17 protein-coding genes and 1 tRNA gene are annotated in these 14,577 nt (G+C 67.2%); 8 read left to right on the top strand and 10 right to left on the bottom strand.

Annotation, left to right across the window (positions count from 1 at the left end):
• Nucleotides 1-36: 36 nt before the first annotated feature.
• A complete protein-coding gene (locus tag BM360_RS06830) occupies nt 37-450 on the bottom strand; it encodes a hypothetical protein (RefSeq protein ID WP_131819206.1) in 414 nt (137 codons plus the stop codon).
• A gap of 151 nt (nt 451-601) precedes the next feature.
• On the opposite strand from BM360_RS06830, the gene BM360_RS19290 reads away from it, so the two are divergent.
• Nucleotides 602-1,066: a hypothetical protein gene (locus tag BM360_RS19290; RefSeq protein ID WP_131819205.1), complete on the top strand. Its 465-nt coding sequence runs from the start codon at nt 602-604 to the stop codon at nt 1,064-1,066.
• Nucleotides 1,067-1,153: 87 nt separating this feature from the next.
• Here the strand turns inward: BM360_RS19290 and glnA are convergent, their stop codons facing one another.
• On the bottom strand, nt 1,154-2,566 hold the full coding sequence (gene glnA / locus BM360_RS06820; protein WP_093312704.1) for a type I glutamate--ammonia ligase: 1,413 nt from the start codon (nt 2,564-2,566) through the stop codon (nt 1,154-1,156).
• Nucleotides 2,567-2,652: 86 nt separating this feature from the next.
• Nucleotides 2,653-2,991 carry a P-II family nitrogen regulator gene (locus BM360_RS06815; protein WP_093312702.1) on the bottom strand — a complete coding sequence of 113 codons (339 nt, stop codon included), beginning with the start codon at nt 2,989-2,991 and terminating at the stop codon, nt 2,653-2,655.
• Nucleotides 2,992-3,171: 180 nt separating this feature from the next.
• Here BM360_RS06815 and BM360_RS06810 point away from each other — a divergent pair, with 180 nt between their 5' ends.
• From BM360_RS06810 to BM360_RS06790, 5 genes are read left to right on the top strand one after another with little or no spacing between them, the layout of a single operon-like run.
• Nucleotides 3,172-3,903 carry an endonuclease V gene (locus tag BM360_RS06810; RefSeq protein ID WP_242653344.1) on the top strand — a complete coding sequence of 244 codons (732 nt, stop codon included), beginning with the start codon at nt 3,172-3,174 and terminating at the stop codon, nt 3,901-3,903.
• Between the two features lie 42 nt (nt 3,904-3,945).
• Nucleotides 3,946-4,530 carry an SRPBCC family protein gene (locus BM360_RS06805; RefSeq protein ID WP_093312700.1) on the top strand — a complete coding sequence of 195 codons (585 nt, stop codon included), beginning with the start codon at nt 3,946-3,948 and terminating at the stop codon, nt 4,528-4,530.
• Nucleotides 4,530-5,717, top strand: a complete 1,188-nt coding sequence (locus BM360_RS06800; protein ID WP_093312698.1) for a zinc-dependent alcohol dehydrogenase — start codon at nt 4,530-4,532, stop codon at nt 5,715-5,717. Before BM360_RS06805 ends, BM360_RS06800 begins: the two co-directional genes overlap by 1 nt.
• 13 nt (nt 5,718-5,730) lie before the next feature.
• Nucleotides 5,731-6,513: an SDR family NAD(P)-dependent oxidoreductase gene (locus BM360_RS06795; protein WP_093312696.1), complete on the top strand. Its 783-nt coding sequence runs from the start codon at nt 5,731-5,733 to the stop codon at nt 6,511-6,513.
• Between the two features lie 30 nt (nt 6,514-6,543).
• Entirely contained in the window at nt 6,544-7,020 is a 477-nt protein-coding gene (locus BM360_RS06790) for a DUF4142 domain-containing protein (RefSeq protein ID WP_242653343.1), read from the top strand.
• A 161-nt stretch (nt 7,021-7,181) separates the two neighbouring features.
• Here BM360_RS06790 and BM360_RS06785 read toward each other — a convergent pair whose 3' ends face one another.
• Nucleotides 7,182-9,059, bottom strand: coding sequence for a glycosyltransferase (locus BM360_RS06785; RefSeq protein WP_165611218.1), 1,878 nt, complete (start codon nt 9,057-9,059; stop codon nt 7,182-7,184).
• 132 nt (nt 9,060-9,191) lie between these two features.
• The gene (map, locus tag BM360_RS06780; protein ID WP_093313836.1) at nt 9,192-10,025 is read right to left on the bottom strand and encodes a type I methionyl aminopeptidase; all 834 of its coding nucleotides are present in this window, start codon (nt 10,023-10,025) and stop codon (nt 9,192-9,194) included.
• Between the two features lie 45 nt (nt 10,026-10,070).
• Between map and BM360_RS06775 the strand changes: the two genes are divergently transcribed.
• Together BM360_RS06775 and BM360_RS06770 are read left to right on the top strand one after the other, a co-directional pair.
• A complete protein-coding gene (locus BM360_RS06775) occupies nt 10,071-10,829 on the top strand; it encodes a competence/damage-inducible protein A (protein ID WP_093312692.1) in 759 nt (252 codons plus the stop codon).
• A 10-nt stretch (nt 10,830-10,839) separates the two neighbouring features.
• A complete protein-coding gene (locus BM360_RS06770) occupies nt 10,840-12,000 on the top strand; it encodes a glycosyltransferase family protein (RefSeq protein ID WP_093312690.1) in 1,161 nt (386 codons plus the stop codon).
• 26 nt (nt 12,001-12,026) lie between these two features.
• Here the strand turns inward: BM360_RS06770 and BM360_RS06765 are convergent.
• The 5 genes from BM360_RS06765 to BM360_RS06745 all read right to left on the bottom strand — a co-directional run bounded on the left by BM360_RS06765 (nt 12,027) and on the right by BM360_RS06745 (nt 14,574).
• Nucleotides 12,027-12,100 (bottom strand) — tRNA-Gly (locus BM360_RS06765).
• A gap of 99 nt (nt 12,101-12,199) precedes the next feature.
• Nucleotides 12,200-12,499, bottom strand: coding sequence for a hypothetical protein (locus BM360_RS06760; protein ID WP_093312688.1), 300 nt, complete (start codon nt 12,497-12,499; stop codon nt 12,200-12,202).
• Nucleotides 12,500-12,544: 45 nt separating this feature from the next.
• A complete protein-coding gene (locus BM360_RS06755) occupies nt 12,545-13,912 on the bottom strand; it encodes a site-specific integrase (RefSeq protein WP_093312686.1) in 1,368 nt (455 codons plus the stop codon).
• Between the two features lie 39 nt (nt 13,913-13,951).
• Entirely contained in the window at nt 13,952-14,371 is a 420-nt protein-coding gene (locus BM360_RS06750) for a hypothetical protein (RefSeq protein ID WP_093312684.1), read from the bottom strand.
• The gene (locus BM360_RS06745) at nt 14,371-14,574 is read right to left on the bottom strand and encodes a hypothetical protein (RefSeq protein ID WP_131819204.1); all 204 of its coding nucleotides are present in this window, start codon (nt 14,572-14,574) and stop codon (nt 14,371-14,373) included. The genes BM360_RS06750 and BM360_RS06745 overlap by 1 nt, the downstream gene beginning before the upstream one ends.
• Nucleotides 14,575-14,577 lie beyond the last annotated feature (3 nt).

Raw genomic sequence — 14,577 nt, 5'->3', positions numbered from 1 at the left:
GCGCAGTGCAGCAGAGGGTGCAAGCGCCGAGGAAGATCAGTTCGGCCGAGGCGTCGTCGCGCTCGCAGGTCCGGTCGGCGTGGTGCCGAGCGGCGCACCGGCAGGGCGGCCGGCATCGTTGAGCGCGCTATCACTCGCCAGCACACCGCCCGCACCGCCGGAAACGCGTGTCTCCGGCCGCAGCGTGGACGGCAAGCTGACACCGCCGCTCGCCCGGCTGGTGCCGAGCCCGGCGGCCCGATCGATCCGCTGCCCGAGCGTGCTCGTGGTGCCGAGCGGCGACGGCGGCCGGCCGAGCATCGTCCCGCCCGACAGGCTGCCGCCCGCGCCACCGGCCGTGCCCGGCAGCGATGCGGCCGCACCCATCGACGTGCCGCCCGTGGTGCCAAGCGACTGTGCGCCAGCGGCAGCGCTCATGATCAGCAAGGGGAGAGTGGCAAGGCGGTGCATCAGCGGGCTCCTGATCGGGTCTGTCGTTCAATCCGCAACCTCGCCGTGCGTTCCGTCACTGAGCGGAACATGCCCTTCCGACGGCTCGTTATCCCCGCCAGACGACGGCCGCGCTGTTTTGGTGACGCGGACCGAACCCCAGGAGAGTCACATGCGTAAGTTCATTCTTCCCGCATTTGCGGCGGCAACATTGCTCGCCCCCGCAGTTCAGGCACAGACCGGGTCGGCAGGCGGCGGTGCGGCAGGCTCAAGCGCGACCGGCTCGGCAAGCGGGCAGGTCGGCACCGGCACGATGGGCGCCGGCACTGGCACTGGCACCGGCACCATGGGCACGGGCGCAGGCGCGTCGGGCAGCAGCACGCTTGGCGGTTCGGCCCGTGCAGGCACTTCGCAGTCCGGCACCGGGGCGACGACTGGCACGATGACCCAGGGCAGCACGGGCACGCGGGCCGGCACGACGACGGGAACGATGCGGACACCAGGCTCCGCCGGAACCATGGGCAGCATGGGGGCCGGTACCAGCACCGGGGTCGGCACGAGCACGGGTGTCGGCACCAGCACTGGCGTCGGCACTGGCCCGACGACGACGACGCCCGGCACGCCGCCGCGCATCTGATCGGTAACGGAAAAGTGCCCTGGGATCGCTCCCCGGGCACTTAGTTCCTTCAGAGCCGCGGCCTTTGCCCCGGCGGTCAGAGCAGCCTCAGCCGCTATAGTACATGTCGAATTCGACCGGCGACGGCGTCATCTCCCAACGCGCCACCTCGGCCCACTTGATCTCGGCATAGGCCTCGATCTGGTCCTCGGTGAAGACACCGCCCTTGGTCAGGAAGGCGTGATCCGCGGCGAGCGACTCCAGCGCCTCCCGCAGCGAACCGCACACCGTCGGCACCTGCTTCAGCTCTTCCGGCGGCAGGTCGTAGAGATTCTTGTCCATCGCCTCGCCGGGATGGATCTTGTTCTCGATCCCGTCGAGACCGGCCATCAGCAGCGCCGCATAGCAGAGATACGGATTGGCCAGCGCGTCCGGGAAGCGGAACTCGACCCGCTTCGCCTTGGCGCCCGCGCCATAGGGGATGCGGCAAGAAGCGGAGCGGTTGCGCGCGGAATAAGCGAGCAGCACCGGCGCCTCATAGCCCGGCACCAGCCGCTTGTAGCTGTTGGTCGTCGGGTTGGTGAAGGCGTTCAGCGCCTTGGCGTGCTTGATCACGCCGCCGATGAAATACAGGCACATGTCGGACAGGCCGGCATAGCCGTTGCCGGCGAACAGCGGCTCCTTGCCGTTCCAGATCGAAATGTGCGTGTGCATGCCCGAGCCGTTATCTTCCTTGATCGGCTTGGGCATGAAGGTCGCGGTCTTGCCATAGGCATGCGCGACCTGGTGGACGACATACTTGTAGATCTGCATGCGGTCGGCGGTCGTCACCAGCGTGCCGAAGGTGAGGCCCAGCTCATGCTGCGCGGCGGCCACCTCGTGGTGGTGCTTGTCGCACGGCAGCCCCATTTCCAGCATGGTGGAGACCATCTCGCCACGAATGTCGACCGCGCTGTCGACCGGAGCGACCGGGAAATAGCCGCCTTTGGCACGCGGCCGGTGGGCGAGGTTGCCGCCCTCGAGCGCCTTGCCGCTGTTGGTCGGCAGCTCGATGTCATCGATCTTGTAATAGCTGGCGGCGTAGCTGTTCTCGAACTGCACGTCGTCGAACATGAAGAACTCGGCCTCGGGGCCGACATAGACGGTGTCGCCGATACCCAGCGTCTTGACGTAGCTCTCGGCCCGCTTCGCGGTGGAGCGCGGGTCGCGGCTGTAGAGTTCACCCGTCGACGGCTCGACGATGTCGCACACCAGGATCAGCATCGGGGTGGCCGAGAAGGGATCGACCCATACCGCGTCCAGATCCGGCTTCAGGATCATGTCGCTCTCGTTGATGGCCTTCCAGCCTTCGATTGAGGAGCCGTCGAACATCAGGCCGTCGGTCAGCTCGTCCTCGCCGATCACCGACGCGACCATGGTGAGGTGCTGCCACTTGCCCTTGGGATCGGTGAAGCGAAGGTCGATCCACTCGATCTCCTTCTCGCTCACCAGCTTCAGAACGTCGGCTGCCTTATTGGCCATCTAAAGGTTCCCCACTCTCTCACCCCGGCGGCGAGCCGGAGCTTCCCGATTGCACAAGTGCCGCCCCCCAAACCAGGGCGGCGGGATCAGATCGCGTCCGCGCCGCGTTCGCCGGTGCGGATGCGGACAACTTCCTCGATCGCGGTCACGAAGATCTTGCCGTCGCCGATCCGACCGGTCTGCGCAGCACCCGCGATCGCCTCGACCACGCGGGATGCCAGCGTATCGTCCACCACCACCTCCAGCTTCACCTTGGGCAGGAAATCGACGACATATTCCGCACCGCGATACAGCTCGGTATGTCCCTTCTGCCGGCCGAAGCCACGCGCCTCGGTGACGGTGATTCCGCTTACGCCGATATCGTGCAGCGCTTCCTTCACCTCGTCCAGCTTGAAGGGTTTGATGATCGCTTCGACCTTCTTCATGCCCCGTATCCTTCCCCGGCCCCGCGCCGGGGGGGCGCAGCCGAACGTCGGCGCGCCAACTGGCGCGCACCTATCAAGCATCGTGCCAACCGCCGAATCGCGGGAGGAACGGCTTTGCACCTGCTTATGCGCTGCTGCGCTGCCACAAAACAGGGCAAGCGATGAACGCGTGCCTGAATCTTGGGCAGCCTGATGCGGCAGGATTGGCTGAACCCCGCCACGCTGCGCGACGCCACTGCGGTGCAGCGAGACATGGCGGCTTCGGCCGAGCAGCTCGATCGTATCGGAACGGTGCGGCTGGTCGCTGCCTGCGACACCTCATCGAAGTGGCGGGATACGCGCGGGCCGGTCCATGCGGCGGTGGCACCTGCGACTTGGCCCGATGCCACGGCCTTGCCCGCCGCTGCGGTGACGCAGACGCCGCCTTTCCCTTACGTGCCCGGCTATCTCGGGTTTCGCGAGGCGCCGGCCATCGTCGCCGCATGGTCGCTGCTGCCGCAACCGCCGGATCTGCTGCTGGTAGACGGGCAGGGGCGGGCGCACCCACGGCGTTGCGGGATTGCGGTCCAGCTCGGGCTGTTACTCGACGTGCCGACGATCGGGGTCGCCAAGTCGCTGCTGTGCGGCACGGTCGAGGATGAGCCGGGGCCGACCGCCGGAGACCGGGCGCCGGTCGTCGATCGGGGCGAGACTGTCGCGCTCGCCCTGCGGACGCGCGCGAGGGCAGCACCGATCTACGTCAGTGGCGGTCACCGCGTCTCGCTGGAAAGTGCGGCGGACTGGGTGCTGCGCCTGTGCGATGGCCGTCGCCTGCCATGGCCCATTCGCTTGGCGCACGATGCCGCGAACGCCAGGCGGCGCGCTTACATGGATCAAGTTGCTGAAACGGCAGCGGAACGTCCGGAACATTAACTCTGATGGTTCGCTCCGGGGCCAGCATCTCGGGAGTGAACAATGTCGAACGAGGTCTCCGCGCGAACTGACGACGCGCCGCCAACCACCGCCAAACATCACCGCGTCGATGTCGCCGGCGAAAACGTGCCTGAGGCGCAGGGCAGCCAGGCAACCGCCCAGACGGTGACGATCAACCGCCCGGTCGCCGAGGTCTATGCCCGCTTCCGCGACTTCGCCCGCCTCGGCGACTTCATGGAGAATGTCGAACGCATCGATGTGCTTGATCAGCAGCGCTCGCATTGGGTGGTCAAGGCGCCCGCCGGCCGCACGGTCGAGTGGGACGCACGCATCACCGAAGAAGAACCCGAGCGGCTGATCGCCTGGACGAGCGAAGAAGGCGCCGAAGTGCCCAATTCGGGCCGCGTCACCTTCCGCGACGTGGGCGACCGCGGCACGGTGGTCACCGCCACCCTGCTCTACGATCCGCCGGGCGGCACGCTCGGCAAGATCGTGGCCAAGCTGTTCCAGCGTGAGCCCGCCATCCAGGCGCGGCGCGATCTGAAGCGCTTCAAGCAGCTGCTGGAAACCGGCGAGATCGCCACGAACGTCATCACCCGTGAACAGCTTGAAGAGGAAGGACGCTGATGCGCGCGCTCGCTTGGCACGGGAAGCACGATGTCCGCATGGACACGGTGCCCGACCCTGAAATCATCAATCCGCGCGACGCGATCATCAAGGTCACGTCGACCGCGATCTGCGGCTCGGATCTCCACCTCTACGACGCCTATATCCCGACGCTCCAGAAGGGCGACGTGCTCGGCCACGAGTTCATGGGCGAGGTCGTCGAGGTCGGCCCCAAGTCCACGCTGAAGAAGGGGCAGCGCGTCGTCGTGCCGTTCACCATCGCGTGCGGCAGCTGCTATCATTGCGGCAAGCACCAATATTCCGCCTGTCCGAACGGCCTGCCCGCGGACAATCAGGATATCGCGCGCGAACTGTACGGCCACGAAATGTCTGGCCTGTTCGGCTACAGCCACATGACCGGCGGTTATGCCGGCGGACAGGCGGAATATGTCCGCGTGCCCTTTTCCGACGTGGGCCCGATCGTCATCCCCGAGGGCGTGGACGACGACAAGGTCCTGTTCCTGTCGGATATTCTGCCGACCGGCTGGCAGGCGGCGGAATATGCCGAGATCGAACCGGGCGACACGGTGGCGGTCTGGGGCTGCGGCCCGGTCGGCCTGTTTGCGGTTCAGTCCGCCTTCCTGATGGGTGCGGAGCGGGTGATTGCGATCGATCACTTCCCCAACCGGCTGGCGCTCGCCGCCAAGTTCGGCGCGGAGACGATCAATTTCGAGCAGAGCGACGTCTATGACGCGCTGATGCTGATGACGGGCGGTATCGGCCCTGACGCGGTGATCGATGCCGTCGGGCTGGAGGCGCACGGCCTCTACCTCGACAACGTGATCGACCAGATCAAGGCATCGACCTTCCTCGGCACCGATCGGCCGCATTCGATCCGCCAGGCGATCATCGCCTGCCGCAAGGGCGGCCGCGTGTCGATGCCGGCCGTCTATGGCGGCTTCGTCGACAAGTTCCCGCTCGGCGCCTTCATGGAAAAAGGCCTGACGCTCAAGACCGGCCAGACGCACGTCCAGCACTATCTCCCCGGCCTGCTCAACGCGATCATGGAAGACAAGATCGATACAACCTTCCTGATCTCGCACCGCATGCCGCTGGAGAAGGCGCCGGAAGGCTACAAGCTGTTCCACGACCACCAGAACGAGACGACCAAGATCGTGCTGAAGCCCGGCATGGCGGCGGACGCCTGAGGAGAGACATATCATGGCCAACAAGCTCGCCATCGTCACCGGCGCGTCGACCGGTATCGGCTTCGAACTCGCCACGCTCGCCGCGCAGGACGGCTACGACCTGATCGTTGTCGCCGACGAGGCGCTGATCGATGCCGCCGCGCGCGATTTCCAGCAATTCGGCACGGAGATCCGCTCCGTCGAGGCGGATCTCTCGACCATCGAGGGCGTGGACAAGGTGCTGGGAGAGGCTGGCGGTCGCCAGATCGATCTGCTTTGCGCCAATGCCGGTCGTGGTCTCGGCCGAGCCTTCCTCGATCAGCCGGTCGCCGACTGGCGGCGCGTGGTCGATACCAACATCGTCGGCACCGCCTATCTGCTGCAGCAGGTGCTGAAGCCGATGGTGGCGCGAAACGACGGCAAGGTGCTCGTCACCGGCTCGATCGCGGGCTTCATCCCCGGCAGCTTTCAGGCGGTCTACAACGGCAGCAAGGCGTTCATCGACAGCTTCGTCGCCGCACTTCAGAACGAATTGAAGGAGTCGGACGGTATCACGCTGACCAACCTGATGCCCGGGCCGACCGAGACCGAGTTCTTCGACCGTGCCGACATGCTCGATACGTCGGTCGGCACCTCCGAAAAGGCCGACGCGGCCAAGGTCGCGAAGGACGGCTGGGACGCGCTCATGTCCGGCAAGGCGAGCATCGTATCCGGCCTGAAGAACAAGCTACAGGCCGCGGCAGCGCACGTCACGCCCGTCAGCGTGCTCGCCGAGCAGCACCGCAACATGGCGGAACCCGGCACGGCCAAATCCTGATCGATCGACCAGCAAAGAGGAAACAAGCAGATGAAGATGCTTCTGACTGCCGCCGCAATGGCTGCCCTGCCGGCGATCGCCATCGCGCAGCCGGTCGAACCCAAGGCCTTTCTGATGAAGGCGGGTGCCAGCGACAAGTATGAGATCGAATCCAGCAAGCTGGTGATGAGCAGCAAGGATCCGAAGATCAAATCCTTCGCGCAGGGCATGATCCGCGATCACACCAAGAGCACCGCCGACGTGAAGGCGGCGGCGGCAAAGGCCAAGATGGTGGCACCGCCGCCGATGCTCGATGCAAAGGGGCAGACCAACGTCGCCGCATTGAAGGCCGCAAGCGGTGCGGCGCGCGACCGGCTCTATGTCCAGCAGCAGAAGGTCTCGCACCAGGAGGCACTCGCGCTGCACCAGGCAAATGCCTCGTCCAGCCCCGCACCCTCGCTCAAGGCGGCGTCCGCCAAGATCGTGCCCGTCGTCCAGCACCATATCCAGATGCTGAACGGCATGTAATTGGTTGGCGGGCGGTTGACCCCGCCCGCTGCCTTTCACGACGAATTGCGCCCGCGTCTCCCATCAGGAGGCACGGGCGTTTTCGTTAAGCTTGAAGAGCATGGCTTGAACGCGGTCGGCCAGCCGATGACAGCCGACGCATAATCCTGCCAGCGCCTCTCTCAGGCCGTGACGGACACCATCGTGTCAGAGGGCGCCGTGGCGGCGAGATGGCGTTCGCTGATCAGCGCCATGGCGGGTGCCGCGAAGAAGCGCGCGGACGATGCCACCGATGCGATCACCCCGACCGTGGCGAGGTCGCCGCCGTCCATGCCGGCCAAGGCGCCTGCGACAAGCAGATGGCCGAAGCCCAAAGCCGTTTCCGGGATGGTCGAGCCGAGCGCACGCAGACCGCTGCCCTCCGCCTTGAACTTCGGCGTGCGACGCCATGCGAGCGGCTTGCGCGACACGCCCGCAATGCCGCCGACCATCTGGACGTAGGAGAGGGACAGCCGCGCAAGCTCGCCATAGGCCATCTCGCGCAGGGTCGCGCAGCCGGCGAGGCGATAGCGCGTCCACGTGGCGACGAGCGCCGCACAGGTGCCGATCGCAGCCGCGATCCAGGCGATCGTCGGCAGCTGCATCGGCTGAACCACGCCGCTGCGGATCAGGGCAAGCGCAGCAATCAGGCCGACAATGCCGAGCGCCATGCCGACAACCTGCGACAGCGGCGCGATGCCACGCATCACTTCGAGCAGCTTCGACCAGCCATCCATCGCGGTGCTGCCGCCGAGCATGCGCGGTGTGTAGAGCCGCCAATGACGCCGCAACTGCTGTACCGGGCCCGCGGTCCAGCGGAAACGCTGCTTCTTGTAATCGTCGAACGTCTCCGGAATCAGCCCGCGGCCGAATGTCTCACGCAGATAAAGCCCGGTGCCGCCGACCGCACGCAGGCGGACGGAGACCTCGCTATCCTCCGTCAGGCACCATTCCGCCCAGCGCCCGGCCTTCTCCAGCATGGAGCGGCGAATCAGGCACATCGTCCCGATCGTGTAGCCCGCGCCGACATCGGCGACCCCCGGCAGCTCCACCTTGTTGCTGGGCATATACTCCCAGTAGCAGGCGGTCAGGAAGCTGCTGCCCTGCCAGTTGCGATAATCGTGGGGCGTCTGGATGTAGGCAAGCTTCGGATCGTCGAAGAAGCCGGCGAGCCGGGCGAGGAAGTCCGGTTCCGACAGGTAATCCGCATCGATCACGCCGATCAGCTCGGCGTCGGGCGCGGTGCGGTCCAACAGCCAGTTGAGCGCGCCCGCCTTTGCCCCCGCAAGCGGCGAGACGTGGAAGAAACGGAACCGCTGACTGCCCAGCGCGCGGTTGAGCATGGCGCAGTGCTGCTCCACCGGCCGCCACAACGCTTCGTCCGGCGTGTTGTTGTCGCAGACCAACACCTCGAAGTTCGCGTAATCGAGGCGGTTCAGACGATCGAGCACCGCGATGACGATCTCGGGCGGCTCGGCATAGGCGCACAGGTGGATCGAGACCTTGGGCTGGCGGCCGACATGGCGAGGCAGGGGCATGGTCGGCCGGCGCCACCGCGTTGTCAGCGTCATGGCTTCCCGCGCCAGTGTCTCGGCGAACTTGGCGACCAGAAGCGGCAGGACGCCGACGCCGAGCACGATCGACAGCGTAAGCATCCAACCCGGCGCACCATGCTCGACGAGCAAAGCATAGCTCCATGCCCAACCCATCACCGCCGCGAGTGGCAGCACTGCCAGCCGCAGCACGCCGGCAACGGTCAGGCAGGCGAAGGCGACGCGGATGCTGAGGATGGCGAACAGTCCAGCCGCAGTCGCCAGCACTGCCCCATCGCCCTGCGCGGTGGAGAGATAGGCAAGCAGGCCAGCAAGCACCGCGGATCCGGCCAGCTGCGCGGCCTCCGGCCATGGCAGCTGCTCCACGGAAAAGGCGCGTCGGACGGTGCCGGCCGTCAGGATGGCGGCGATCAGCGCCAGCCACGCGGCATAAGCGATTCCGGCGTCCAGAAACTCGCGACTCAGCATCACGCCTCCCATCCAGCCAGTTCGTCAGATGGAACCAGCGGCACCGGGAGTCGCGAACACATCAGCCAAGACATTGTTGCAGATGCTAATGGCGGCAGTGCCGCCCCTCAACCCCGTGCGCCGCCGGCTCGGTCAGCTCGCCGCGTAAGGCGGGCAGTGCAACCCTTTCGGGCTGACGGTGAAGATCTCGCAACCCGTTTCGGTGATGCCGATGCTGTGCTCGAACTGCGCGGAGAGCGAGCGATCGCGCGTGACCGCCGTCCAGCCGTCATCCAGCACCTTCACGTCCGGGCGACCGATGTTGATCATCGGCTCGATGGTGAAGAACATGCCGGGCTTCAGCTCCGGCCCGGTGCCCGGCCGACCGACATGGACCACCTCCGGCGCATCGTGGAACACGCGGCCGAGACCGTGGCCGCAGAAATCGCGCACCACGCCGTAGCGATGCCGCTCGGCGAAGCTCTGGATAGCGTGGGCCACATCGCCCATGCGATTGCCGGGCCGCGCCTGCTCGATCCCGAGCATCAACGCCTGATACGTCACCTCGACCAGCCGCCGCGCCTTCACGCCGACATCGCCCACCAGGTACATCCGGCTGGTATCGCCGTGCCAGCCATCTAGCATCGGCGTCACGTCGATATTGACGATGTCGCCGTCCTTCAGCGTGCGTGCGCCCGGAATGCCGTGGCACACGACATGGTTGACCGAGATGCAGCAGCTATGGGTGTAGCCGCGATAGTTCAGCGTCGCCGGCACGCCGCCCGCGTCCAGCGTCATGCGCCGAACGATGTCGTCCAGCGCCTGCGTCGATACGCCCGGCACCACGTGCGGCACCAGCGCGTCGAGGATTTCGGCCGCGAGGCGCCCGGCCGCACGCATGCCGGCGAAACCGTCCGCATCGTACAGCTTGATGGCGCCCGTACGGGTTACGGGATCGTCGCGGGTGATCGTCTGATATTCAGCCATGGCGACCATATAGCGTGTGCCCTCGCGTTTCGCTATGCGCAGGCGATGGCCGAGCCTCGCACCTGGACCGCCGCTCTCCTCATCATCGGCGATGAAATCCTGTCCGGCCGCACGCAGGACAAGAATATCGCGCAGGTCGCGACGTGGCTGAACCTGCAGGGGATCAGGCTGAGCGAGGTGCGCGTCGTCCCTGACGTGGAGGCGCGGATCGTCGAGGCGGTCAACGCGCTTCGCGCTCAGCACGATTATCTGTTCACCACGGGCGGCATCGGCCCGACGCATGACGACATCACGGTGGACGCGATCGCCGTGGCGCTGGGCGTCGGCGTCGAGGTGCATCCCAAGGCGCGGGCGGTGCTGGCCGACTATTATGAGACACGCGGCGGGTTGAACGACGCGCGCTTGCGGATGGCGCGGGTGCCCGCGGGCGCGCAGCTGATCGAGAACAAGATGTCGGGTGCGCCGGGCATCCACATCGCCAACATCTTCATCCTGGCGGGCGTGCCGCACATTGCCGGGCTGATGCTGGAAGCCTTGTCAGGCAGGCTGGAGGGCGGCGCACCGCTGGTCAGCCGCACGCTCGGCTGCTGGGTGGCGGAGAGCGAAGTGGCCGACACGCTCCGCGAGACGGAGCGCGCGCATGATGGCTGCCAGATCGGCAGCTATCCCTTCTTCCGCGAAGGAAGGGTCGGGGCCAATTTCGTGATCCGCTCGACCGATCTCGCCCGGCTCGACGCCTGCGCCGCCGACCTCACCGATCGGCTCGCAGGGCAGGGCTTCTCCATCACCGCCGACGGCATCTGAGCGCGCCGCGGTGGCGCGCGTCCTGCTCGGTTGGGAGCTGGGCGGCGGCCGCGGGCATCACGTCAAGCTGATCGCCGCGGGGCAGCGGCTCCAAGCACTGGGTCACGAGCCCATCTATGTCGTGCAGCAGCTGGAAGGCTGGCCGGCGGGCGTGGAGCTGTGGCAGGCGCCTCTATGGCCGGTACAGCTGTCTGCCTATGCGCGCCCCGTTGCGGCACCGCCTGCGACGATGGGCGACATCTTCGCCGCGCTTGGAGTCGGGGAAGCGGGCGCGCCGATGCGTGTCATCGCGGCGTGGGACCGGCTGCTCGCAGCTATCCGGCCCGACGCGGTGGTGGCCGAATTCGCCCCCGGCCTGCTGCTCGCCGCTTTTGGGCGCGTGCCCTCCTTGGCGCTCGGCTCCGGCTTCAGCCTGCCGCCAGTCGACCTGCCCAGCTTCCCGAGCCTCACCGGCAGCCCGCCTGTCGCCGACGAAGCGCCAATCCTGCACGAGGTCAACCGTGCGCTCGCGTCACTCGGCCGGCCGCAGCGGCCCTCATTGCCCGCGCTCAACCTGGCGGACCGGATGCTCACCTCGTCCTTCGCCGAGCTCGATCCCTATGCGCTCGTCCGGCGGGGTGGCCATGGAGCGCCGTCGGGTATGCTGATCGACGATGCGGATGGACCGCGGGATGAGCTGTTCGTCTACATGAACGGACCACAGGCACGTCCTGCCGCCTTCTGGCAGGCGCTGCTGAGCTGCGGCCTGCCCGTGCGCATCTGGGATCCCCGGCTGACCCGCAGCGATGCGGCGCAGCTTGAGGGCGCAGGCATGACGGTGGAGACGCAGCCTGTGCCGTTCCACCGCATCGTCCAGCGGTCCCGTCTAGCGCTCACCCACGGCGGCCTCGGCTTTGCCACCTCGGCGCTCGCCGCAGGGCTGGCCCAGATCGTCGCACCTTTTGATCTGGAAAAGCTGGGCGTCGGCCAAGCCGTGACCAACCACCGGCTGGGCGCGTGGATCTCACCCGTGATCGAGGCGGCCGAGCCGCTCGCCGCACTGATCCGCGACGTGGCCGGGGACGAAGACCTTCACACCCGCCTCGCTGCCACCGCGCCAGACTTCCGCCGCCGCATGCATCCGACCCCCGAGACGCAGATCGCCGCGCTGGTGATGGATCTTGTGGGGTGAGGGCTGATCGCCGCTCAATGGGAGTATGGAGCGGGTGAAGGGAATCGAACCCTCGTCGTAAGCTTGGGAAGCTTCTGCTCTACCATTGAGCTACACCCGCGTGCGGCTGGTCGAATGGCGGAAATCTGCGGGCGTTGCAAGCCGTTTGATGCTGCCGGACAGGCCCATTCCAACGGGCGTTCCGTTGGAATTCCAACGGCTATCCGGAATGTCGGCCCGGCTTGCTGTAGAGCGGGCGCAGGACGGGGCGTGGCGGCGGCAGATCGCGGGGACGCGCTTCGATCGGGGTGGCGCGCGCCAGCACGTCTCGCGAGCGGCAGCGACAGACGAAGTGCGAGGCGTCGAGGGGCAGGGCGACGCTCCAGCCGTGCGCCTGATAATGGAGGATGACGTCGCGCGTCTCGAACACGCTGACACGGCCGCAGCTGCGGCACTCGACCGCCACGTCGAAGCGGTGGCGGCCGTAGTCGAACAGGGATTTCGGGACGTGCGCGGACATGGCCGCGGATTAGAACGGATCAGGAACGCGGGCTAGGTGCTTCGATCAGGCGGCGGTGCCGTCCTTCGCTGCGGGCCGAGCGCTGCGCTGGTCGCCGTGGCGGGCGAGGATGGTGATCGCGGCGCGGTTCGTCGTCCGCGGCATGTAGATCTCCAGCATCTTCTTGATCGTGCGCGGGCTATGCCCGGTGATCGAGGCGATGCCCTCGTCGGCGATGCCGAGCTCGCCCAGGCGAACGACGCAGGTGCGGCGGAGATCGCGGAATTGCAGGCCTTCCAGGCTCGGCCGCGGATCGACGCCGGCGGCGCGCGCCTCGGGCGTCGGCGCGATCGCCAGGGCGCGCGCCTCGTTGAACTTGCGGATGAACTGGCGGGTCTTCCAGCTCCGCTCCGTGACGTCGTCGACGATGATCGTGGTAGCAGGGACGGCGCGGGCGCGGTTGGCGGCGATCGCCGCCTCGATGTCACGACGCAGCGGGCCGACGATCGGGATGCCGACGGGCCGCTTGGTCTTGTTCTGGCGGAGCACGAAGCCCATCACCACGCCAGCCTCGTCGGCGAGTGCGGAGCGGACCGCGGGCTCGATCAGGAGCGACACATCCTGCCAGTTATTGGGGGTGAGGCCGAGCACGTCGGCTTCGCGCTGCGCGGTGAACTCGGCGATCGCGACTGCGAGGCCGAGCGAGGGATAGCCGATCGCCGCGGCCGCGTGGCGGAATGCGTCGATATCGGCGGTGCCTCCTGCCTCGTCCCACACCTGATCGCGCGGAGCGGGCGTCTCCAGATCGAACTTGGCGGCCGGGTTGGCGCCGCGCTGAACCATGCCGTTCCGCTCGCCATATTCGAACAGGGTACGGAGCACGCGCAGCGTGTTGTGGGCACGGTGATGGCGGGGTGCCTCGCCCTTCTTGGCGGGTTTCATCAGGCCATCGCGGAAGGCGGCGACGCGCTTGTCGTCGATCGAGGCGATCGGCAGGTTGCCGTCACCACCGGGCTTGCTGCGGTCCGTCGCCCAAATCTCGACGATGTTGAGCGCGGAGAAGTAGGTCTTGCGCGTGTTCGCCGACATGGGCTTGCCGAGCGTCGGGTTGCGTTGGCGGACCGGCACCTCGCCCTGCTCGACGCGCGTGTCGATGTGCTCACGGAAGGCGGCGATCAGGTCGGCGACGGTGTGGCGCCGGGTGAACTTCTTCACCGCCTTCGGCTGGGCGCCGCCGGCGCGCCATGCCGCGACCTCGTCGTTGCGACGGCGGGCGGCGGCCTGACGCTCAGGATCCTGATCGCTCGCGGCGATGCCGAGATTGACGGCCTTCCAGCCCTTCTTCGTCAGCGCCGGGGAGGGCTGCCAGTAGTAGCCGAAGCCGCCGGCAGCGAGCGGTTTGACGACGAGGTAGGGGATGGTGAAGCGGGCCATGAGGGGCTTGGCCTTTGTTGAGAGACGGGGAAGGTGCGCTCAGGAGCGGCGGCGTGGCAAGCAGGCGCGCAGGCGGCCGGCGGGATCGTAGCGCGGCCAGCGACGGGCGACGTCGGCGGCGATCGCGGCACAGGACAGGTCGCGGCCATCCGGCCGAGCGCACCACGCAACGACACGGCCGTAGCTGATGCTGACGGGGCGGCAGCTGAGGCGGACCGGAGCGACGAACCAAAGGGTCGTGCCGCGACCGTCGGCACCGATGCCGGCGCCGATCGCCGTCTCGGCCATCTGCCGGCGCTGACGGTAGGGATCGCCGGCGACGCCCGGCTGGTCCGATCGCGGGCGGCCGTCCATCTCGGTCGCGCCGATGCCGGCGAGACGGATGCGCTCGCCCGATGCGCAGCGGAGCGTGTCGACATCGTGCAGGGCGATCGCGAGGCAGGTGAGGGTGGCGAGCATCAGCTATCCATCCTGAACTTGATGACGACGTGCTGCTCCTGCCGGGACACGTCGAATTGGCTGAGCAGTCGCATCGCGAGTTCAGGCCCGATCTGCTTAAGCCGTTCGCGGACGCGCTCGGATGCGGCTTGGGCCTCCTGCTCGACGATCGCCTGCATTTCGGCACGCACCGCACTCGTCATCGCGGCGAGGAACGTGTCCATAGT

Origin of the sequence: Sphingomonas jatrophae, assembly GCF_900113315.1 — a bacterium.
In the GTDB taxonomy this organism is placed as follows: Bacteria; Pseudomonadota; Alphaproteobacteria; order Sphingomonadales; family Sphingomonadaceae; genus Sphingomonas_P; species Sphingomonas_P jatrophae.
Note: the sequence above shows the minus strand (reverse complement) of the source record. Positions and strands in the feature narration are given on the sequence as shown.